The following is a 21,884-nucleotide window of genomic DNA, read 5'->3' on the forward strand; positions in this document are numbered from 1 at the left end:
TGCTTTGTAAATTGGACTGTTGTTTTTTTTTGCCCGCGATATTGAGCAGGTGCAAAATCCAGTATCTTTAAGAAAAGTTCGGGGATGGAGAAAACATTTCTCGGGAAATATCGACAATCTACATCTGTTTTGGTGCTTTGATTCCCAGAAGGCTCAATCCGTCACTTAGGGTGTCGGTGACAGCTTTCACCAATAAAAGCCGTGATGGCATTTCTGCATTTTCCTCTACTATTCTTGTTTTTCCATAGTATTTGTTAAAGGCCTTGCTCACAGCAAGTAAATATTTTGCCACTATCGATGGAGAGTAATTGACATATGCGTCTCGCACTGCCTCAGGATACTTGTTCAACATTTTAATGAGTTCCCAGCTCTCTGGGTCCTTCAGGCCGGAAAAATCAGTTTGTTCAGATGGCGCAGCTTTTCTCAAGATGGAGTGGGCTCTTGCATGAGTATATTGGACGTAAGGGCCGGTTTCGCCTTCGAAAGTGAGCATCTCCCCAAGGGAAAACTCAATATCATTCATTCTGTCATTTTTTAAGTCATGGAAGATGACAGCTCCCGTTCCTACCCAGCGTGCGGTTTCCAGAGCGTTTTCAAGGTTCGGATTCTTCTCTTTAATATTAGTATGGGCAATGGCAATGGCTTCCTTCAATACTTCCTCAAGGAGGACGACCCTGCCTTTTCTTGTCGACATTTTTTTGCCGCCCTGAAGGAAAAGTCCGAATGGGATATGAACCATTTGGTCAGCCCACGGCATTCCCAACTTTTCCAAAACACCGATCACCTGGCGGAAATGGATGGTTTGCTCCTGGCCGACAACATAAAGGGCTTGCGAGAAATCATATGTTTTTTTTCTGTAGAGAGCAGCAGAGATATCCCGTGTTGCATAAAGGGTTGCTCCATCTGATTTTTTGATGAGGGACGGCGGAAGACCTTTGTCATCGAGCCACACCACGTCTGCACCTTCTGATGTTTCGAGAAGGCCTTTTTCCTTGATCAGCTCTACAGCTGCTTCCATTTTGTCATTGTAAAAGGATTCGCCATGGTAAGAATCAAAGGAGACACCCAGCAGTTCATAGATTTCTTCAAAGGCGGTAAGAGATTCTTTCTTGAACCAGGTCCAAAGGGCAACCATCTCCGGGTCACCATCTTCCAGAAGCTTAAAGGCTCTTCTGCCTTCATCATTGAGGGATGGATGCACCTCCGCTTCTTCATGAAATTTTTTATAAAGACTGAAGAGTTCGGGGATTGGATTGGTCCTCACCTTTTCCTCATCCCCCCATTTTTTGTAGGCAGTGATCAGTTTTCCAAACTGAGTTCCCCAGTCACCGATATAATTGATTTTGACTGTTTCAAAGCCGCATTTCTCAGCCAGCAGGGCGATCGAGTTACCGATCACCGTTGAGCGAAGGTGCCCCATTGAAAAAGGCTTGGCAATGTTAGGGGAAGACATATCGATGGTGATGACTTTTCCCTCCCCGAAAGTGTGTCTCCCAAATTGATCTCCATTTGCAAAAATGCGGGTCATGATTTCTTTTCCGGTTTCTTTTCTGTTAAAAAAGATATTTACATAGGGCCCGGCAGCTTCTGCTTTTAGCAAGTACGAGCTGGCAAGTGAGCTTGCCAATTCGTTTGCAATGGCTGCAGGTGATTGTTTTTTCTTTTTTGCTAACTGAAAACAGGGGAAGGAAAGGTCTCCCTGGTGGGAAAACTTCGGTGTTTCAATAGCCAGTTTAATTTCTGCTCTGCTCATGTGTTCACCAAGCTGCTCTTTCAATAAATCAGTATAAAAATCATATAAATTCATGAGTTCCACCTCCGACAGAATTGTGCGTTGGATGACCAAGAGCTGTTTTGTGGATACAAAAAAACCCCGTCTCAAAATAGAGACGGGGTTCCCGCGGTACCACTCTTCTTCCCCAAACAGGGCAGCTCATCAGATAACGGGATGTACCCGGCGTATCCTACTGAATGGTTTCGGATATGCTTCTCCAAAGTGCGGTTCATTTCAAGGGGAACGCCGGGCTTCCACCATCCCCGGCTCTCTTAAGTCCTGGCCTTGAAACTACTCTCTTTGTCATCGAACTTATTATTGTTAGAGAGTATTATACACATATCCAATACGAAAGGAAACCTTTTGTATGGAAAATTTTACGAATCGTCTGACGAGAACATGTAATTTTTATGGTAAAACCTCATGCTGAAGACCAATCCCAGGGCGAGCATATTCCCCATCAGAGCGCTTCCCCCGTAGCTGATGAATGGAAGGGGGATACCAGTGATCGGAAGAAGTTGGATTGTCATGCCGATATTCTGGAATACGTGGAAGGTGATCATGCTGATGACACCTGCACAGACATAAGCGCTGAACGGTTCTTTAATATCAAGAGCTGTCTTCGTCAAATGATAGATAAGCAGGAAGAACAAACTGATGACAATACTGGCGCCGATGAATCCAAATTCTTCACCGATGACACTGAAGATGAAGTCTGTATGATTCTCCGGGATATAAACCTGTTTATCCTGGTATCCTTTCCCCAATACCTGTCCGGACCCGATGGCTTTCAGGGAATTGACCAAGTGATAACCTTCTTGCTTTTGATAGTTGTAGGGATCAAGCCAGGAATAGATCCGGCCGAATTGATACGGCTGGACTTTCAGGTATTTCTCCAAAAGCTGTGGTGCGTATACGACCAATGCAAGGATTGAGCCGCCGATCGCAGCGACGCCGGTAAAGATAGGGACAATCAATTTCCATGTGATTCCTGAAACAAGGATCAAGCCTGAGACAATCGCGATGATGACAAGCGATGTACCTAGGTCGGGCTGCAGCATGATCAGTCCAAGAGGAATCATGGTAACCACGCCGATTTTTACAAGTAACATGAAATCGGTCTTTAATGTCTTCTTTGGATTGGCCTCATGGTGGCTGCTGATGACCCTTGCTATGGCGAGAATCAAGAAGGTCTTCATGAATTCAGATGGCTGAATCGAGCCGACTCCCGGAAGTTCGAACCAGCTTTTTGCTCCGTTTCGAACTGGTGCAATACTGGAAGGAGCGATGGCTAACACTCCAAGCAGGAACAGCCCGAATCCATAGGCATACCAGGCAAGTCTTTTGTATTGGTCCGGATCAAACAAAAGAGCGAACCCGATCAGGATAAATCCAACGACATACCAGAAAGCCTGCCTCAATACAAAGTTATATCCGGCATATTGCCCAGTCTGCTGGGCGCTGCTGATGGCAATGGTGCTGACAATGAAGAAGAGGAACAGTAAAAATATTAATCCCCAATCGATTTTATCTGAAAAACGCTGGCGAGTTTCCATTTGCATTCACCTTAATTTCTAATTGAATTCTATAGTACAGTTTAATGGAAGTCCGTGAAATATGAAAATGTTTTTAATAGTAAAATTATGGCTAAAAAGCGCAAGCGGCCTTGAACAGCCCCGACAGGCATAAGACGAGCCGGCAGGAAGGTTGCTCTTTAACCTTCCAGACGGATTGGCTTATGACCCCGAGGGGCTAGGCGCTGTAGCTGGATTGATAAAAAGCGCAAGCGGCCGATCAGCGACGTACTGATTGGAAGGCTCACGCATGAGATAAAGGACACACGGCGAACGCAAGCGAGCCGATGTTGACTTATCGCAAGAAGAGAGCCTGAAATCAGCTAGACGCTGGAGCTGGATTGTGGGGTTAAGAGTACCGCAAATTCCACTCTAACCACCGTCACAACTTGAATAGGCAGCTAATAAAAATGATAAAGCTGTTGAATAAAGGAAAATTGGTTTTGGGTGTAGTGTACTCACTGGTTAAAATGATTGGAGCAATCAATAAAATATTTTTATGTAAAAAGCTGCTCCAAAACCAACCCTCCTTAACTCTATCAAAGAAAGGATTCTGGAACAATCATTCTATTACCCTAAAATGACAAATTAATGCGTCCCGGCAAACAAGAAGGACTGCCGGAGCATGCCGGTCAGTCCTCTTTCATTCTTCTTACTTCAACATAAAAGATATGGTGTCCTTCCATTTCCTTGGCAGTGATTTTATATCCTCCTTCTGTCAGGGAGTCCCCTTGTTTAAGATCATATCTTTGGGTGAGCATCCAGCCGCCGATGGTATCTACTTCTTCGTCAGAAAGGCCAGTCCCGAGCAGGTCATTGAATTCATTGATCAGGAGTTTTGCGTCAAAGATAAAGTGTTCCTCGCCGAGCTTTTGTACATGTGGACGTTCGTCGATATCAAACTCATCCTGGATTTCACCTACTATTTCTTCTATAATATCTTCCGCTGTTACGAGACCTGCAGTACCGCCGTATTCATCAATGAGAATCGCCATATGTGAGCGTTCCTTCTGCATTTTCAGTAAAAGGTTATGAATCGGAATGGTTTCAATGACTCTGATTATCGGTTTGATATAGTTAGGGACCGGCTGATCTTGAGGGCACTCATTGCTCAGGCAGTCAGTCAGAATCTCCTTGATATTGATGAGCCCCAGAATGTTATCTTTATCTCCCTCGATGACAGGATACCGGGTGTAGCCTTCCTCTTTTACTGTCCGGACGATTTCCTTTAATGGTGTATCCTTTTCAAGGCTGACGATTTCCGTTCTGGGAACCATCACTTCTTTGGCGATCCGGTTATCAAATTCAAAGATTTTATTTACATAATCAAGTTCAGATTGATTAATTTCCCCACTTTCATAGCTCTCAGATAAAATGATCCTGAGTTCTTCTTCAGAATGTGCGACTTCATGTTCAGATGCAGTTCCAAGCCCGAACATTCTGGTGATGAAGCGGGCAGAACCATTCAATGTGAAAATGAAAGGATACATGATTTTATAAAAAAGGATTAATGGTTTCGCTGTGAGGAGTGTGATTTGCTCAGCTTTCTGGATTGCCCATGTTTTTGGTGCCAATTCCCCGATGACCACGTGAAGAAATGTAATCACACCAAAGGCAATAATAAAGGAAATGATATGGGATGCCGATTCCGGGACGGCAAAGTTATTAAAGACTGGGTTCAGCAGGACGACAATGGTGGGCTCACCCAGCCACCCCAAACCCAATGCCGTAATGGTAATGCCGAGCTGGCAGGCTGACAGGTATCCATCCAGATTGGAGATGATTCTTTGCGCTGCCACCGCTTTTTCACTTCCTTCGGCAACAAGCTGATCGATACGGCTCGACCTCACTTTGACTATTGCGAACTCGGAAGCGACAAAAAAAGCTGTTAAACCAATTAAGACCGCCACGAGAAACAGATTTAAAGCAATCATATATTAAGGGCCTCCCCTTGGATTTTTAAGAGGAATGGGCCGCTGCACCTCCTGAAAAAACTGTTACCATTACATTCCCCCATTAGATTGTAATTAGTCTTTATACATAGAATAATTCAGGGCAGAGGCCTCTCTACATGATTGAATGAATAAAAAATGAGGCAATACCAAAATAGATGAGCAGCGATAAAATATCATTGATAGTCGTGATTAACGGTCCAGAAGCTACGGCCGGGTCGATCTTCAGTTTATATAATATCAACGGAATCACTGTGCCGGCCATCGTACCGATGATCAGTGTAAGCAGAAGGGAAGAGCCTACCACAAAACCAAGTATGTAACTGCCCTGCCAGACATAAGCAATGACGGCAATCAGGATAGCACAGGTAATACCTATAATCAGTGCTACACCGAATTCCCGTGCAATCAAGCGTAAGACCATTTTCATATCAATATCACGGGAAGCAAGTCCGCGGACAACGACCGCAAGAGACTGTGTGCCGGTGTTACCTGTCATTCCGGCAATCATCGGCATAAAAAAGGCCAGAGCGACAGCCTGTGATAATGTTTCTTCAAAAGAAGCGATGATGCTTCCGGACACAAGCCCGATAAACAGGAGCAAAATCAACCAGGGCAGCCTTCTATATGCAGCAACATGTGATTTTGTATCAAAGTCGATGGCTTTACCGGATGCGGACAATTTTTCTATATCTTCATTGGCTTCCTGGATGACAACGTCGATGATGTCATCGAAAGTAATAATTCCTTTCAATATACCCTCATCGTCAACGACGGGGATGGCGAGGAAGTCATATCGTTCAATCAGCCGTGCGGCTTCCTCCTGGTCCGTTTCCAGCCCGATGGAAATAACACGGGTGTACATGATATCCTTGATCATGTGGTGTGTATCAGCAAGAAGGAGATCGCGGTAGGAGACGACCCCCACCACTTTTCGGCCTTCATCAACCACATACAAATAATTGATGGTTTCGGCAAATTCAGCAAACGTCTTTAGTTTGTCGACGGCTTCCCTGACAGAGTAAGAGTGTCTGATCCAGACAAAGCGGTTGGTCATCAAACGGCCAGCAGTTTCGGGCGGATAATTCATCATATCCTGGACAATGGAAGATTCCTCTTGCGTCATTCCTGACAAAAACTGTTGGATCCGCTCGGGAGACATGTTGTCGAGCAGGGAAGCAATATCATCATTATCCATATCATCAAGGACTTGGCCGGATCGTTCTTTTCCTATCTTTTGGAGGGCAGAAATTTGTTCCGCCTGGTCAAGCTCCTGAATCATATCCGCCAGAACGGGTATAGTTAATTGCAGGAGAAAACGGGACTGATGTTTTTCGGGCAAATCTTTATAAGTCAAAGCCATATCATAGGGCTGCAATTCTTCCATGATTTGCTGGAGTTCAGTGTTCTTTCCCTCTTTTAGGGCTTTGATGGTTAGCAGTGTCAATTGGTCTTGCGGCAATGTCTTGTACATGCTCAGACCTCCCTTGGTGGAGATTTCATCTTTTATTATAAACACAAACTGAATTAAAAAAATGTAATCATAATAAAATATTATTTTCGTCAAAATTTGATAAAATTAACAGTATGAATTCGGATTCCAGAATAAGGGATGTGGTACAACTGAAACAGAACGGCAATTTCAAAGACGTCATCTATGTACACCAAAATGAGATACTGAAATATGTGATGTCTTACGGATTGGAGTTCCGTGATTTCTCGCAAAACCTGCCGCAGCCTCTCAATCATCTGCTGATGATCAAGCATCAATTCGATCACGGATCATTCAATATGAATACCATGATGGAGTATACAAACAAGAAAGAGGTCAGCAAACTGGCGGGAGATAATATACACAATTATGGAGATTTCTGCTGGATCGATTTTGAAGAAGTGGACGGTCTCGATCAGCTCAGCGGACAGGAACTGGCTGAAATCCTCTATTTGGGACATACAAAACAAAGCCTTCATTCTCCTTTTTATTCAAAATTGAATAACCGCTACGTTTATCTTTCCCATGATGACGGATGGTTCAACAAAACCTATTACCGCTATTCTGATGACTTCTACAGTATGCTCGGAAGCACTGTTTCTGCGAAGCTGCTGCAGCAAAAAGGAGACAAGTCCTTGAAGCGCCTCCTGCCCGGCCAAAAGGTTGCCAACCTCCCGGCGATTCCTAAAGAAGTGATGTATTCTTTAAAGGAAAAGATCAAGGAAGGTGTGGCTATCTCAATTGAAAAGACTGTGAGAGGCAGAGGGAATATCAAGATTCCGATTTGGGTCATGGGAGATTACATGAACATGGACACCATGTATGACGACTATAAAACACGTTCGGGCAACCAGCCATACGGATACTTCGTCTTTGATCGGAAAACCAAAGAGTGGGGACTCTACATCAACTAAAAGAACCAGACCAAGCCGTGTGCTTGATCTGGTTCTTTATTTACTGCAGTCCTTTAAAGCGGTGGGGACAGTCCCCCACCGCTTTAAAGGGATAAAGGGCGAACGAAATCAGCCGAGATTGACGAGAAAGTCCAAATCCAGCAATGATTTAGTTAGCAAGCGGTGCTATTTGTCTGAAAGCGCGAATTGATAGTATCCATAGTCATCCGCGTTTCACTTAGATGACCAGAACAAAACCTGTCTAGAAAGAGGATTTCAGGACATGAACAGAAAAAATCCCGTCCCGAAAGTGGATTTCAAGAACATGGATAGGAAGAAACCGGTCCCAAAGAACCTTGAAGGAGGATGATTTTAAGTACTGACCGGAAGAACTCCCGCCTCAAAGAGTCTTGAAAAAAAGCCTGTTTTCAAATATATTGTTGCTATCGGAAAGATCCCAAAAGCCGGATTTTTCCCCTGTATACTAAGTTGAGTTGTTCGCTCTGAACGAAGAGAGAAGCTCTTTTCTCTCTAGCTAAACAGGATTTTTCCCGGTTCATTACGCCACTATCTTTCGGAATTATTATCAAATAGCAACAAAGTGTACGAAAAGAGCTTAAAAAAACAGGACAAGCAGAGCTTATCCTGTCACCGTATGAAATCCGGCCTATTCTCTTCCCACTCTTCACGAAGCACACCCATCCGGATGGAATCATAATATTCTCCATTGTAATAACGGCATTTCCTCAGACGCCCTTCAAGAACCATGCCGATTTTTTCGGCTGCCTTCATCATGCGCTCATTTCCTGACCAGGTGGTGATGCCGACACGCGGGATATCAAGAGTGGCAAACAAATGTTCAACCCATAAAGCCAATGCCTCTGTACCATAGCCGCCGTTCCAATACTCGGGGCGGTAAATCCCGATGCCGGCTTCAAGCCATTTGGTGTCCCGGTTTTCCCAGTAGTAAGTGACAGTGCCGATGATGGTCTCATTGACAACGATGGCCATTCTCTGGTTGTCACGTCCTTCTTTTATTTTTTTCTCGGTCCCTTTTACGTAAGCTTTATAGTTTGGTTTGGGGTGTGGAAAATAAGGGGCATCCCAATTTTTCCACTCAGGCAGAGCATCGCCTTCCCCATAAATTAAATGGAACAGCTCTGGAAGATCTTCAGGTTCGACCGCCCGCAATATCACTTTTGTGCCTATAATTGTCATTGTATCTCTCCTATATCCAATTCAGAAAATTACATCTTTATTTCATTTAAACATATTTGTCTGTTTCTCAAAAGGAAAATCCATTGCAGGATAGACCGGCAAGGTACCGTTTTTCATCCCTATTCACATTTTCAATCCCGGGTTCGAATAGAAATAGTAGTAACAAATATCCAAGGGATGGGGAATGAAATGATACAAATAGCAGGAAGACCCTTTCAACAGATGAATTCACTGGACCAGGACAGTGTTGAGAACCGTATCGCAAGCAAGATGGCCGATGCGGGGACCGTTTATTCATATCCTTCAAACAATGATTTTCTGTTTGAATTGAAATACCGGAAAAACATGATGGGGAGCGCGAAACAAATGAGTGAGGGCAAGGCGGTATTTACCACCTTTGCCTATGCTGCTTGCAACCCTTTCTATTGGAATCTGACAGAAACGGGAGGCTTCATGCTGAAGAAGGGAGTAAACCCTTCTGATGCGGTCCGCGACATTTTTACGAACAGTCAGCAGTATGCATTTGAATGTGCTACAGCGTGTGTCATCATTTTTTATCATGCAATCCTGAACACCATACCCCAGTCTGATTTCAATAGGATCTTTCAAAATCTCTATTTGTACAGCTGGCATACTGATCCTGATCTTGGAATTCACACTTTTTATGGAGATCATATCCTTCCCGGAGATGTGGTGTATTTTAATAACCCGGACTACAGCCCGGAAAACCCTTGGTACAGGGGAGTAAATGCGGTCGTAATGGAGGATGGGCAGTATTTTGGACACGGACTTGGCATCATGAGTGGTGATAAGATCATTGATTTCCTTAATGAAATGAGGAAAGAGGGGAGTTCACAGCCGGCTCACCTATCCAATTTGATCACCAGGCTTTCGTTTAACAGCGCAGCGGGCTATGGGGTTTCCCAATGGAGCAGGCAGAAGAAACACCACTGGGTTGCACATCACAACAAAGATTCGATTTCCTGCATGAGGTATCATCGCTATCTGTATAAAGGGATAAGTTCACCACTGTAGACTTCTACCCAATTTCAGGGTTGACGGGCTCACATCACGCATGTAAGGAGTACTATAGTTAGTGATAAATATGCCCTAAAAGGAAGTGACTAGAAATGTATGGTAATGTAAATGCAGCTCCTAATGTAAATATGGCACCAACAGCTGTGTCTCCTGCGTACACTGCGCCTGCTTATGGATATTGTGCTCCCGTGGCTCCGGCCCGCGGATATGGAGACTTTGTATTGATCGTCGTGTTGTTCATCCTGTTAATCATCGTCGGCGCTTCTTTCATCCCTAAGTGTTAATATAAAATCGCAAAAAATCCTGTACAGCACAGCCTGTACAGGATTTTTTCTTTTTCCAATTCCTTCAGGCGGTTTCCCTGGAGGGTTTTGAAGCCAGGAGTGAAGCTAAGATACCCAAAGCTGGCAGAATCAAGGTCAGCAGCAGAATTTCCGTATAGCCATCGAAGGTGTCGTATGCAAAACCAAAGGGCAGCGGCCCGAATGCGGAGCCTAATACCATGACCGTGGTGGCGGTTCCTTTGATTCGCCCAAGAGACGCGCGTCCGAAATAACTTGGCCAGATATAGGTCAGGGCAATTCTTTCAAACCCTCCGCTGATTCCCCAAAGAAGACCAAAGACAATCGCAAGCCAAGGTGACTTTGTTATAAAAAGAAATAAGATGAAAATAATTTCACCCAAAAAAATGCCGGCGAGTACATAGTTGACTTTTATTTTATCCAGCACCCTTCCGGCAAGCAGTGTCACAGGAAACCCGACAAGCGCCATCAGACTCAATACAAGCGCGGCAGACCCTGCAGACAGATCATTCCATTTGAAGATCGAGATGAGGTGGAAGGTGATGCCTGTATTCACCAATGCCGGGATGCTGACACAGAATAAGAGCAGCCAGAAGGCTCTGGTTCTCACGGCTTCCTGGAACGTCCAATTATCCTCAAGGTCATGTTCTTCCTCTACCGGCCCGTCAGGTCTGACCTGCCGGCCGTCGGGCAAAAGACCGATGTCTTCAGGCTTGTTGCGTACAAAAAAGAGGGCGAGTGGTGTGAAAATGATGAGAAGAAGCACTGCCCATACTTGCCATGTGAAACTCCAGCCGAATTGCGCCACGAGCCAGGCGTTGACCGGCGGAAGTGCGGCAGAGCTGGCGAATCCACCAATAGCCATAAAGCTCAATGCTTTGCCCCGCTTCAAGATGAACCATTGAGGGACGAGCGTATTCGGGATAAGGGTCAGTGAACCCTGCCCGAACAGCCTGATCAGGAAAAAACCAAAAAAGAGCATTGCAATGTTCGCCACCATGCTGTTCAGAAAACAGGCAAGAGCAAGCCCGATGGAAACAAATACGAACATCCGCCTCTGCCCGAACCGGTCGATGAACCAGCCGACAAAGAACATGCATAAACCTGAGAGTAAGGTTGCGGCGGAATAAATGGAAGATACCTGTGAGCGGCTCCAGCCAAACTCTTCAATATATTTATCGATGAATACGGACACTGAGTATGTTTGGCCTGGCCCTGAAAAAAATACAGCCAGTCCTGCAACAGCAACAATAACCCAGCCATAGTAGAATTTCGTATGTATAGGTGCATCTGAATTCATTGTCACAACCTCCTTTTCCCAGGATAGCAAAAAGGTGAGTTGTATTTGAAACATTTGACTTGTAAACAAGGAAGTTTTTTTCTGAATAATTGAGATTTGGCTGAACGTAATTTTATGGATGGGTAGAGTAATTCAAAGGTAATCAAAGAATAGTAGAGAAAATAATGTGTAATAACGCTTACATAACCTCTTGTTAAGTTTCTCGATAGACGGTATGATTACTGATGTTTTGGTCGGAGTCTTTTCTACGGGAAAAGAAATACTATAGTACTAGAAAGAGGTGCAAGTTATTGTTCAAAAATTATAAAACTGAATGGTTCCACAATGTGCGGGGAGATATCCTTTCAGGTATCGTCGTTGCCCTGGCTTTGATACCGGAAGCGATTGCGTTTTCCATCATTGCAGGTGTCGATCCGATGGTTGGGTTGTATGCTTCCTTCTGTATTGCAGTTGTGATTGCTTTTGTTGGTGGACGTCCTGCGATGATCTCTGCCGCAACAGGTGCAATGGCACTTGTTATGGTCACTTTGGTGAAGGATCACGGACTTCAATACTTATTTGCAGCCACGATTTTAACGGGTGTCCTGCAGATATTATTCGGCGTGTTCAAGCTGTCCAGATTCATGAAGTTCATTCCCCGCTCCGTTATGGTGGGGTTCGTAAACGCCTTGGCGATCCTAATCTTTATGGCGCAGGTACCTCATTTCCTTGGTGAAGGCATGATGGTATATGCCTTGATTGCAGGTGCTCTTGCTATCATTTACATTCTTCCCAGGTTCACGAAAGTTGTTCCATCTCCGCTGATTGCGATCATTGTCATTTCCATGATTGTTATTTTTGGCGGACTGGGTGTCAAAACGGTTGGAGACATGGGGGAATTAACAAGATCCCTGCCTATGTTCCTGGTGCCGGAAATCCCATTTAACATGGAAACGTTGGCTATTATCTTCCCTTATTCCATCGCGTTGGCTATGGTTGGGTTGTTGGAATCTCTATTAACAGCTTCCATTGTCGATGATATGACAGACACGGCAAGTGACAAGAACCAGGAAAGTAAAGGCCAGGGGATTGCAAACATCGTTGCCGGATTCTTCGGCGGGATGGCAGGCTGCGCAATGATCGGCCAATCAGTCATCAATGTCAAATCAGGCGGACGCGGACGCTTGTCTGCTTTCGTCGCTGGTGTATTCCTGATGTTCCTTATCCTTGTGCTGGGTGATCTTGTTGTCCAAATTCCGATGGCGGCACTTGTGGGAGTCATGATCATGGTCTCGATCGGAACGTTTGACTGGGGTTCTTTGAAAACACTGAAAAAAGCCCCTATTACAGATTCATTGGTAATGATTGTGACAGTGGCAGTCGTTGTCTACACTCATGATTTATCCAAGGGTGTATTTGCCGGTATTATTCTTAGTGCTCTATTCTTTGCGGCAAAAATCTCTGAAGTGCATGTGCGCTCATTCATTGAGGATCAGACAGGTAAACATGTGTATCAGGTGACAGGCCAGATCTTCTTTGCCTCTGTAACCGACTTTATTGCAGCATTCGACTATAACGATAGTGCAGAAAAGATTGAAATCGACTTATCCAAAGCGCACATCTGGGATGACTCCGGTGTCAATGCTATCGATCGTGTTGTCCTGAAGCTGAGAGAATCAGGCGCCGCGGTGACACTGGTAGGCATGAACGATGCGAGTTCAAACCTTATAGATAAATTGGCTGTGCATAATAAAGAAGGCGCCAAGATTTCAGGCCATTAAGATAAAGAGACTGTTCTTCTTCGGAGGAGCAGTCTTTTTTTGTGGTTTTTTTAAAAAGGCTGTTTTCGCATATATTGTTGCTTTCGGAAAAATCCCAAGTGCCGGATTTTTCCCCTGTATTCATAGGGTTTTACTCTCGAAAAAGAACGGGCAGCTCTTTTCTTTCCTGCTCACCGCGGTTTTAACGACGATTTACCAGGATATTAGTTAAAATTTATATTGAATAGCAACAAAGTTTACGAAAAGAGCCTTTAAAAAAGAATTATTAAAGGCTTGGAAAAGGACAGCCACTCAGGGCCGTAAGAGGTTCTTAGGAGGGAAATGAAGTCTGTAGAGTGCGCGTGCTTGGTGGATGAGGAGTAAGAAGATGTCTAAAAAGGCTTTAGAATTGAAGAGCAGAAAAGTAGTAAAGTGAAAGGTTCCCTTTAGCTCATTGGGCGCACCCGCCTTTGAATGGTATCTTTCTTCCATGCAGGACCAAAGACGTACTCTATAACAAGGCGTGAGGTTAATAGACCACATATGATTAGTTCAAAAGAAGGCTTCCATATGGATCGCCGCATGATAAAATAAAATCAAAAGAGGTGTAGATGATGAGGTCAATCCTATTGGCATCTGACGGATCGCCGTATTCAAGCAAAGCGGCTGAGCATGTAGCGACCCTGTTAAAGGGCGGCGAAGAATACAGATTGATGGTGGTACATGTGATTGATCATGAAGCCTCCAAGCACGATGCCTGGCTTGGCATGAATCCCGGCGCAAGGCAGAGGGAGCGGGAAGAAAAAATCAAGCCGATTTCCAAAGTGCTTGAGCAAGCGGGCATCTCCTATTCCGTTAACCTGACAAAAGGAGATCCTGCTGAAGAAATCATAGAATGTGCACAAAAAGAAAATATGGATATGATCGTAATTGGAAGCAGAGGCTTAAATGCCATGCAGGAGCTAATGCTCGGCAGCGTGAGCCATAAAGTTGTACAAAAAGCGGACAGACCGGTTCTTGTGGTGAAATGATCGGCGGCAGTCACGCCCCGAATTTGTCAAATAGTGCCGGGTGCAGCCAAAAACTTTAACGCATTAACGCACTGAGAGGGACTGTCCCTCTCAGTGCGTTAATGCGTTAAAGGGAATAACGGCAGTACGATTCCCTTATAATAAGCATGTTTGATAAGGCACTCTTCACGGGTATATTTTACAGGGTGAGAAAAAACGGATATACATAGACTTTTTGTGTTGCTTTACGCCCCGAGCTGCATAGGCTGATATCAAAGTCAGGGATGAACATAAGGGCTTGAGGGAGCGAATCACACAGCTGCAAGACTTAATTTTCTATTTCCTGCATAATCCTTCTTCCGCTTTTAAGCGAAAGTGATAAAATAGAAACATCTATTCACATTTTTGGAGGCTATATATTTATGAAAACGAAAATCTGTTTACTATACGGCGGCAAATCAGCGGAGCATCAGGTCTCGCTGCAGACAGCCAAAGCTGTTATCAGTGCACTTGATAATGATAAATATGATATACATCCGATTTACATCTCGGAAGAAGGCCAATGGATAAAAGGGCCGGAACTGGAAGGTCCGGTGGAGAACGCGAAACAGCTGGCATTCTCTGAAGGAGAAGCCATTGCACCCAATGCATTGAGCACTACGTTGAATTCATCTGAAACGGAAGGCGGCACATTTGATGTGATTCTCCCGCTACTGCATGGACCGAACGGCGAGGATGGAACGGTACAGGGGATGCTTGAACTTCTGAACCTTCCATATGTCGGTAATGGCGTTCTTGCGTCAGCGGCCGGAATGGATAAAGTCATCATGAAAAACCTGTATGCACAGGCTGGGATTCCGCAGGTGGATTATGTGTGGTTCTTGAAGAAGACATGGGAGAGCGATCCGGAAGCAGCTTATCTGAAAGCCGAAAAAGAACTGGGCTACCCTTGTTTTGTCAAACCTGCCAATCTGGGATCTTCCGTAGGAATCAGCAAGGCCACTTCACGCGAAGAACTTGTCCTTGCTTTTAAGGAGGCCTTCCAGTTTGACCGCAAGATCATCATTGAACAGGGTGTCAAGGCACGTGAAATAGAGCTTGGTGTCCTGGGGAATGATGAACCGGAGTGTTCTGTAGCCGGAGAAATTTTACCGAAAAAAGATTTCTATGACTACAAGGCGAAATACGAAGATGGCGATACAGCCCTTATCATTCCGGCCGAAATTCCGGAAAATGTATATGAAAATATGAAGCGGATTGCTGTCGATTCCTTCAAAGCTTTGGATTGTTCAGGACTTGTACGTGCCGATTTCTTTTTAACAGAGGAAGGCCGCATATATATGAATGAAGTGAATACAATGCCTGGTTTCACTCCTTTCAGCATGTTTCCTCTCCTTTGGAAGCACAGTGGAGTTGAATATCCTGAATTGATCGAACGCCTTGTGCAATTGGCTCAAGAGCGTCATGCTGAAAAGCAAAATATCAAACATACCATGTAAGACTCGGAAGGGCTGACGGAGAAACTGGTCAGCTCTCTTCTTTTATACATACTAAAAGAGTAACAAAGTTCAAAAAAGAGCCTATAATAAAGGAAAGTAGGCGGACTGGAAAGGGAGCTGTCGGAATGATAAAGAAATCGTTGGGTGAACTATCTAAAATGATACAAGTGGAGAATGATCTATCGGCATTTCAGGATGTCACCATTCAAGGGGTCTGCATTGACTCCAGGAAGATTGAAAAAGGTAACTTGTTTATCCCTTTCAAAGGGGAGAATGTTGATGGACATAAATTTGTGGAAGGGGCCATCGAGAGCGGAGCAGCTGCGTCCCTCTGGGAAAAAGATGTCCCCAATCCCCCTGAAGGCATGCCGGTCATTATAGTTGAGGACAGCCTCAAAGCATTGCAAAATCTGTCCACAGCGTACCGACATGAACTGGGTATCCAAGTCGTTGGGATTACAGGAAGCAATGGGAAGACAACGACAAAGGATATGGTGGCCAATCTGTTGAGCCTGAAATTCAAAGTGCAAAAGACGCAAGGGAATTTCAACAGCCATATCGGTCTCCCTTTAACCATCCTTGACCTGGAAAAAGGGACAGAGGTCGCTGTACTGGAAATGGGGATGAGCGGTTTTGGCGAGATCGAGCAGCTGTCAACGATTGCGCGCCCGGATGCAGCCATTATCACCAATATCGGTGAATCACATCTTCAGGATCTGGGTTCCAGGGAAGGCATCGCCAAAGCCAAGCTTGAAATTATCAGTGGATTAAAGGAAGACGGCTTGTTCGTGTATTACGGGGAAGAGCCGCTGCTAAAGGAAAGGATCGACGAAGACTGGACATTTAAAGTGGAAACGTTCGGGAAAGGTGCAGAAAACACATTATATCCTCTTGAGGTGAAGACCACTGATTCTGGAAGTGTCTTCAAGGTGAACGCAGACCGGGACACAGAAATCGTTCTGCCTGTCCTGGGTGAGCATAACGTCATGAATGCACTGGCTTCCATGCTTATTGCCAAAGAAATGGGTATAGACTATAAAGAAATGCCAAAAGCTTTCCAACAGTTGAAGCTGACACAAATGAGAATGGAAATGATGGAAGGGAAGCGCGGGGAGAAAATCCTCAACGATGCCTACAATGCGAGCCCGACTTCGATGAGGGCGGCCATCAATCTTTTATCAGGGCTTCAGGGCTACAGCAAAAAGATTCTTGTAGCCGGCGATATGCTCGAGTTGGGGCCGAGGGAGGAAGAGTATCATTATGAAGTCGGCCGGGAGGTCCAAAAAGGGAAAGTTGATCTGGTGTTCACTTACGGAAGCCTTGCCAAACAGATTGCTAAAGGAGCTGCAGTGAATATTGGCGCAGAGAACGTCTTCAGCTTCGGTGACAAACAGGAACTCAGTGAAAAACTTGGAAACGTTCTTGAAGGAGGAGAAATCCTTTTGTTCAAAGCTTCGAGAGGAATGAAGCTGGAAGAAGTCATCGAGCAGCTGAAGTAGCCTTTCATTGACTGTATTGGTGCCATTGACCGGTGGCTGGTAACAAAAACGGGCACATGTACCAGGCGCCGATCCATTTAGATATGTTTTCGCAGTCCTGCCAGTGAGGTAATCCTCATATGAGCTGCACAGCCTTTTATAGGAAAACCCTCCTCTTCCAGCCATGCTGCATTCATCCCTGCTTTACAGGCGGCTGCCACATCATTCTCATAGTGGTCACCAACATAAAGACAATCGGAGGGTGTGACGTTCAACGCTTCCGCAGCCATTTCAAAGATCGCCGGGTCGGGCTTTTTCACTCCGGCTTCTTCAGAAATGATAATTGCATCAAAGTAACCGCGAAGCCCGAGAGCGTTGATGGTCCGATTTTGCATATCTGTCTGTCCGTTTGTAATCATTCCGAGCCTATACCCCATTGATATACTAAAGTCCAGGATATCGGAAGCTCCATCCATCTCCAGGCAGTGCCGATGGAAGCTTGTCAGGTAATCATGAAGCAGTTCTTCAGGGGAGAGAGGAAGGTTGAATTCTTCCGATAAGGCGGTGTATACCTTATCTTTCCAAACATACCCTTTGCGCTCAAGCTCGATGAAACGGTCAATGTAAGTAACGGGAATGGGCGAGTCATGGAGGGTATTCAACTTTTGGTGCTGCATTTTCAGGAATGAGAGAACCGAAGCATCCCGGTCATGTAAAGTCCGGTCCAAATCAAATAGAATCGCTTTCATGAGAGAAACCTCCTTAAAGAGAATTTTTTGAGAAACCAATAGTTCCCAATGTCCATTTCACAGTAATCAGCACTTCTTATAGGCTGTGGTTGTTTTTTCTCCGGAAGTTGATTGGGACGGGTGGAAACGCCGCCACGGAAAAACTTGTTCTTGAAGTGGAACTCAACAACCTTATAAAAATAATAGGCAACAATAAATATAATACCTTGAAAACGGTGATAATGATGAATGGATGCTTACTTATACATGGTTTTACAGGAGGACCTTACGAAGTCAATCCTCTGGCCAGCTACCTGGAACGTCATACGGACTGGAAGATTGTTGTCCCTACCTTGCCCGGTCATGGAGAAATCCTTGATTTGAGAGGGAAGAAGGCAGATGAATGGGTGGAACACGCCAAGGAGGAATTACGGGCTTTGCTGGAAGAATGTGAACAAGTATATGTTATCGGCTTTTCCATGGGAGGCTTGATTGCCAGTTATCTTGCAGTAGAATATCCTGTCAGCAAACTGGTCTTATTGAGTGCTGCTGCTTATTATGTCAATCCGAAACAGCTCCTTACCGACATCAAGGAAATGTTCAGGGATGTGTTCAAGGGAGAATTGTCCAATAATGAACTATATGTAAGGTATAAGAAGAAAATCAAGGACACACCGATTTCAGCCACCTATCAGTTTCGGAAGGTGGTGCTGATGGCAAAGCCGCTGCTCAAGGACATCAAGGTCCCTGTTTTTATCGCTCAAGGGAAAAAGGATGGAATCGTTCCTCCGAAAAGCGCAGATTTCTTGTATGAGGAAATTACATACGAAGAAAAGGAAAGGCATTTTTCGGAAGAAGCAAAACACCTGATCTGCCACAGCGATGACAGTGACGAGTTGTTCGAAAAGGTGAAGGAATTCCTGATAAAAGAAAAGTGAATAGCAAGATATTTTTACTTTAATTGAAATCTTTTTCTATTAGTGGTAACATAGCCATAACATTGTTCACATTTTTTTGTGCAAACTCTTCTTTAAGAAGAGTAATTTTTTTTGTAGGGTAGAAATTGTCCCAAACACGTTGCCGATAAGGATAACACGGCTTTCTTAATAAATATATTCTCGGTAAAATCCATGACCTTGAAATTCAGGGCGCTTAGACTATAGCCGGGTTCTCTTTAGGAAAATGTAGACCATGTCAATAAAATAAAAGTATCAACAAACAAAAGGAGAATGAGAAATTGACAAAGTTTTCAGATTTAAATTTAAGTTCTAGTACATTAAAAGCTGTCAATCGCATGGGCTTTGAAGAAGCTACACCAATTCAGTCAGGTGCGATTCCGCTTGCTCTCGAAGGCAAGGACGTTATCGGCCAGGCGCAGACAGGTACTGGTAAAACAACAGCATTCGGTATTCCGATGGTTGAGAAAATCGATGTGAACAATCCAAACGTACAGGGCCTTATCATTGCCCCTACGCGTGAATTGGCCATCCAGGTTTCAGAGGAACTTTTCAAAATCGGCCAGGATAAAAGAGTGCGTGTATTGGCTGTTTACGGCGGTCAGGATATCCAGCGCCAGATCCGTGCGATGAAAAAGAACCCTCATATCATCGTCGGTACACCTGGGCGTATGCTTGACCACATCAACCGCAGAACGTTGAAGCTTGGCAATGTAAGCACGCTTGTATTGGACGAAGCGGATGAAATGCTTAACATGGGATTCATCGAAGATATCGAATCAATCCTGAAAAATGTACCAGATGAGCGCCAGACACTATTGTTCTCAGCAACAATGCCTGGTCCGATCCGCAAGATTGCAAACAACTTCATGACAGATCCTGAAACAGTAAGTGTGAAGTCCAAGGAAATGACAGTACCGCACATTGAGCAGTATTTCGTAAAAGCGCATGAAAAAGAAAAGTTTGATGTGCTTTCCCGTCTTCTTGATGTCCAGTCACCTGAACTTGCCATCATCTTCGGGCGCACAAAGCGCCGTGTCGATGAACTGGCACGTGCATTGACGCTTAGAGGCTACTCTGCAGAAGGAATCCACGGCGATTTGAGCCAGGCGAAACGTATGACTGTACTTCGCCAGTTCAAGGAAGGCCGTATCGACGTTCTTGTCGCTACAGACGTTGCTGCCCGTGGATTGGATATTTCCGGTGTAACACACGTTTATAACTTCGATATCCCTCAGGATCCGGAAAGCTACGTTCACCGTATTGGACGTACAGGACGCGCAGGTAAAGAAGGTATGGCGATGACGTTTGTAACACCAAGAGAAATGGGCTACCTGCGCATTGTCGAGAAAACAACGAAAAAGGCTATGACGCAAATGAAGCCGCCTACTTCCAACGAAGCATTGGAAGGACAGCAGCGCCTGGCGATGGAGAAGCTTGTTGAAACAGTGAAATCCAACGAACTTCAAAATTACCGCAGCATGGCTAAAGAGCTTCTTGAGGACCATGACAGCGTGGAAATCGTTGCGGCAGCTCTTCGTCTCATGACCAAAGAGCCGGATGATACTCCAGTTCAAATCTCGGAAGAAAGACCACTTCCAAACAAGGGTAACGGAGGACGCGGCGGCGGAAAGCGCGACTTCAAAAAAGGTTCTTCCCGCGGCGGCAAAGGCGGAGGAAGACAAGGATACTCTTCTTCAAGAGGACGTACTTCTTCAAGAAACCCTCGCCGCAAGCAGCAGCGCGAATCTTAATAAAAGTGAAAAACCATTCCCGGGCCGGGGATGGTTTTTTGTTTTTTTTAAAAGGAATTCGTGTGCTGCTGGAGGGTGATATCGAATTCGACACAAATAAGTCCAATGAAATCGCGGGTGTGCCAGTAAAGAAGCCCTTATTTCCTAAGCATTTTCTGATAGAACGCGCGTCAATCGCAGATACTAATGCAAAAAAGGCGGGAAAGAAATGACGATAATTCGATTGGGGTATGTGGCGATGAGTGTTCACCTCGAAAATGCTTCTCCATCTCAGACCATGACGTATAAGCAGTTTTCTCAGCTGAAGGACAGGGAGGCGGGCTTGCGGAAGCTTGAACGGATTGCCGTCTCCAACCTGCAAAACTGTCTCAGGCTCCTCAAGCATAATCTTGCACACGATATTAAATTCTTTCGATTCAGTTCCAAGCTGATCCCGCTTGCTAACCATCCGGAGCTGAAGGATTGGAAGTTCATGAGGGCAGTAAAAGAGCCATTGAAGGAAATCGGGAATTTTATCACAGAGAATCCACAGCGAGTCGGTTTTCATCCAGACCACTTTGTCCTTCTCAACACCAATAATAAAGAGACGCTCAAGAACACACTGCAAACATTAAAGATCCATGAGGCATTGCTGAAAGGAATGGATGTTGAGCCCAAACACCGCTGTGTCCTTCATGTCGGCGGCGCCTATGAAGATAAGGAACAGGCGCTGGAACAGTTCATCCATAACTGGGGACTCACTCCTGTATCGCTGCAGGACCTGGTCATATTAGAGAACGATGATACGGTCTTTACTCTGCACGATACTTTATATCTGTGTGAAAAGCTTGGGATTCCCATGGTGTTTGATTATCATCATCACCTGGCCCATCATGAAAAAAGCTGGGAAGAGGATTGGGAAAGGGTCGTGGGAACCTGGGCAAATTCACCGCTTCCTGTGAAGATGCATATTTCCAGTCCGCGTTCTGAAAAGGAGTATAAAGCCCATGCTGAGTACATTGATCCGGAAATGTTCATGGACTTTCTGAAGGGAATCAAGGGATCCGTAGGTCAAGTCGACTGCATGATAGAAGCGAAGAAGAAGGACGATGCCTTGTTCCGCTTAGTGAAGGACCTTCGGGAAAACAAAGCTCTCCAATGGATTGATCAGGCATCTTTTGAAATTTTATAGGGAATT

General features: G+C 44.9%; 17 protein-coding genes and 1 other annotated feature. Of the genes, 10 read left to right on the forward strand and 7 right to left on the reverse strand.

What is annotated here, in order from left to right:
- Window positions 1-118: 118 nt before the first annotated feature.
- The 4 genes from argS to mgtE form a co-directional block, all read right to left on the reverse strand.
- Window positions 119-1,807 (reverse strand): arginine--tRNA ligase, encoded by a 1,689-nt coding sequence (gene argS, locus AC4E8A_RS01280; RefSeq protein ID WP_490196375.1) that lies wholly within the window; start codon window positions 1,805-1,807, stop codon window positions 119-121.
- Window positions 1,808-1,882: 75 nt separating this feature from the next.
- Window positions 1,883-2,090 (reverse strand) — a binding site (T-box leader).
- Window positions 2,091-2,151: 61 nt separating this feature from the next.
- Complete coding sequence (locus tag AC4E8A_RS01285) at window positions 2,152-3,330, reverse strand: FtsW/RodA/SpoVE family cell cycle protein (protein ID WP_490196376.1); 1,179 nt, start codon at window positions 3,328-3,330, stop codon at window positions 2,152-2,154.
- A gap of 650 nt (window positions 3,331-3,980) precedes the next feature.
- On the reverse strand, window positions 3,981-5,282 hold the full coding sequence (locus AC4E8A_RS01290) for a hemolysin family protein (RefSeq protein ID WP_490196378.1): 1,302 nt from the start codon (window positions 5,280-5,282) through the stop codon (window positions 3,981-3,983).
- 133 nt (window positions 5,283-5,415) lie between these two features.
- Window positions 5,416-6,774 carry a magnesium transporter gene (gene mgtE / locus AC4E8A_RS01295; protein ID WP_490196379.1) on the reverse strand — a complete coding sequence of 453 codons (1,359 nt, stop codon included), beginning with the start codon at window positions 6,772-6,774 and terminating at the stop codon, window positions 5,416-5,418.
- Between the two features lie 140 nt (window positions 6,775-6,914).
- Between mgtE and AC4E8A_RS01300 the strand changes: the two genes are divergently transcribed.
- Window positions 6,915-7,706 (forward strand): hypothetical protein, encoded by a 792-nt coding sequence (locus tag AC4E8A_RS01300; RefSeq protein WP_490196380.1) that lies wholly within the window; start codon window positions 6,915-6,917, stop codon window positions 7,704-7,706.
- A 627-nt stretch (window positions 7,707-8,333) separates the two neighbouring features.
- Here the strand turns inward: AC4E8A_RS01300 and AC4E8A_RS01305 are convergent.
- Window positions 8,334-8,903 carry a GNAT family N-acetyltransferase gene (locus AC4E8A_RS01305; RefSeq protein WP_490196381.1) on the reverse strand — a complete coding sequence of 190 codons (570 nt, stop codon included), beginning with the start codon at window positions 8,901-8,903 and terminating at the stop codon, window positions 8,334-8,336.
- A 189-nt stretch (window positions 8,904-9,092) separates the two neighbouring features.
- On the opposite strand from AC4E8A_RS01305, the gene AC4E8A_RS01310 reads away from it, so the two are divergent.
- Both AC4E8A_RS01310 and AC4E8A_RS01315 read left to right on the forward strand, forming a co-directional pair.
- Window positions 9,093-9,938, forward strand: coding sequence for a protein-glutamine gamma-glutamyltransferase (locus AC4E8A_RS01310; protein ID WP_490196383.1), 846 nt, complete (start codon window positions 9,093-9,095; stop codon window positions 9,936-9,938).
- A 191-nt stretch (window positions 9,939-10,129) separates the two neighbouring features.
- Window positions 10,130-10,225 carry a YjcZ family sporulation protein gene (locus AC4E8A_RS01315; RefSeq protein ID WP_113927699.1) on the forward strand — a complete coding sequence of 32 codons (96 nt, stop codon included), beginning with the start codon at window positions 10,130-10,132 and terminating at the stop codon, window positions 10,223-10,225.
- Between the two features lie 64 nt (window positions 10,226-10,289).
- Here the strand turns inward: AC4E8A_RS01315 and AC4E8A_RS01320 are convergent, their stop codons facing one another.
- Window positions 10,290-11,543 carry an MFS transporter gene (locus AC4E8A_RS01320; protein ID WP_490196385.1) on the reverse strand — a complete coding sequence of 418 codons (1,254 nt, stop codon included), beginning with the start codon at window positions 11,541-11,543 and terminating at the stop codon, window positions 10,290-10,292.
- 290 nt (window positions 11,544-11,833) lie between these two features.
- Here AC4E8A_RS01320 and AC4E8A_RS01325 point away from each other — a divergent pair, with 290 nt between their 5' ends.
- The 4 genes from AC4E8A_RS01325 (at window position 11,834) to AC4E8A_RS01340 (ending at window position 17,290) form a co-directional block, all read left to right on the forward strand.
- Window positions 11,834-13,303, forward strand: a complete 1,470-nt coding sequence (locus AC4E8A_RS01325) for a SulP family inorganic anion transporter (RefSeq protein WP_490196386.1) — start codon at window positions 11,834-11,836, stop codon at window positions 13,301-13,303.
- A gap of 590 nt (window positions 13,304-13,893) precedes the next feature.
- Window positions 13,894-14,313, forward strand: coding sequence for a universal stress protein (locus tag AC4E8A_RS01330; RefSeq protein WP_490196387.1), 420 nt, complete (start codon window positions 13,894-13,896; stop codon window positions 14,311-14,313).
- A gap of 401 nt (window positions 14,314-14,714) precedes the next feature.
- Window positions 14,715-15,791 (forward strand): D-alanine--D-alanine ligase, encoded by a 1,077-nt coding sequence (locus AC4E8A_RS01335; RefSeq protein WP_490196388.1) that lies wholly within the window; start codon window positions 14,715-14,717, stop codon window positions 15,789-15,791.
- 125 nt (window positions 15,792-15,916) lie between these two features.
- Window positions 15,917-17,290 (forward strand): UDP-N-acetylmuramoyl-tripeptide--D-alanyl-D-alanine ligase, encoded by a 1,374-nt coding sequence (locus tag AC4E8A_RS01340; protein ID WP_490196389.1) that lies wholly within the window; start codon window positions 15,917-15,919, stop codon window positions 17,288-17,290.
- Window positions 17,291-17,367: 77 nt separating this feature from the next.
- On the opposite strand, the gene AC4E8A_RS01345 is transcribed toward AC4E8A_RS01340, so the two are convergent.
- The gene (locus AC4E8A_RS01345) at window positions 17,368-18,018 is read right to left on the reverse strand and encodes an HAD family hydrolase (RefSeq protein WP_490196390.1); all 651 of its coding nucleotides are present in this window, start codon (window positions 18,016-18,018) and stop codon (window positions 17,368-17,370) included.
- Window positions 18,019-18,242: 224 nt separating this feature from the next.
- Between AC4E8A_RS01345 and AC4E8A_RS01350 the strand changes: the two genes are divergently transcribed.
- The 3 genes from AC4E8A_RS01350 (at window position 18,243) to uvsE (ending at window position 21,878) form a co-directional block, all read left to right on the forward strand.
- Window positions 18,243-18,935 carry an alpha/beta hydrolase gene (locus AC4E8A_RS01350; RefSeq protein ID WP_490198746.1) on the forward strand — a complete coding sequence of 231 codons (693 nt, stop codon included), beginning with the start codon at window positions 18,243-18,245 and terminating at the stop codon, window positions 18,933-18,935.
- A 299-nt stretch (window positions 18,936-19,234) separates the two neighbouring features.
- Entirely contained in the window at window positions 19,235-20,707 is a 1,473-nt protein-coding gene (gene cshA, locus AC4E8A_RS01355) for a degradosome RNA helicase CshA (protein ID WP_490196391.1), read from the forward strand.
- A 208-nt stretch (window positions 20,708-20,915) separates the two neighbouring features.
- Entirely contained in the window at window positions 20,916-21,878 is a 963-nt protein-coding gene (gene uvsE, locus AC4E8A_RS01360; RefSeq protein ID WP_490196392.1) for a UV DNA damage repair endonuclease UvsE, read from the forward strand.
- Window positions 21,879-21,884 lie beyond the last annotated feature (6 nt).

The organism is Bacillus sp. SRL337, from assembly GCF_984799155.1.

Coding starts and splice junctions, on each gene's coding strand:
- argS (WP_490196375.1), bottom strand. CDS start 1,807: ATGAATTTATATGATTTTTATACTGATTTATTGAAAGAGCAGCTTGGT.
- AC4E8A_RS01285 (WP_490196376.1), bottom strand. CDS start 3,330: ATGGAAACTCGCCAGCGTTTTTCAGATAAAATCGATTGGGGATTAATA.
- AC4E8A_RS01290 (WP_490196378.1), bottom strand. CDS start 5,282: ATGATTGCTTTAAATCTGTTTCTCGTGGCGGTCTTAATTGGTTTAACA.
- mgtE (WP_490196379.1), bottom strand. CDS start 6,774: ATGTACAAGACATTGCCGCAAGACCAATTGACACTGCTAACCATCAAA.
- AC4E8A_RS01305 (WP_490196381.1), bottom strand. CDS start 8,903: ATGACAATTATAGGCACAAAAGTGATATTGCGGGCGGTCGAACCTGAA.
- AC4E8A_RS01310 (WP_490196383.1), top strand. CDS start 9,093: ATGATACAAATAGCAGGAAGACCCTTTCAACAGATGAATTCACTGGAC.
- AC4E8A_RS01320 (WP_490196385.1), bottom strand. CDS start 11,543: ATGAATTCAGATGCACCTATACATACGAAATTCTACTATGGCTGGGTT.
- AC4E8A_RS01330 (WP_490196387.1), top strand. CDS start 13,894: ATGATGAGGTCAATCCTATTGGCATCTGACGGATCGCCGTATTCAAGC.
- AC4E8A_RS01335 (WP_490196388.1), top strand. CDS start 14,715: ATGAAAACGAAAATCTGTTTACTATACGGCGGCAAATCAGCGGAGCAT.
- AC4E8A_RS01340 (WP_490196389.1), top strand. CDS start 15,917: ATGATAAAGAAATCGTTGGGTGAACTATCTAAAATGATACAAGTGGAG.
- AC4E8A_RS01345 (WP_490196390.1), bottom strand. CDS start 18,018: ATGAAAGCGATTCTATTTGATTTGGACCGGACTTTACATGACCGGGAT.
- AC4E8A_RS01350 (WP_490198746.1), top strand. CDS start 18,243: ATGAATGGATGCTTACTTATACATGGTTTTACAGGAGGACCTTACGAA.
- uvsE (WP_490196392.1), top strand. CDS start 20,916: ATGACGATAATTCGATTGGGGTATGTGGCGATGAGTGTTCACCTCGAA.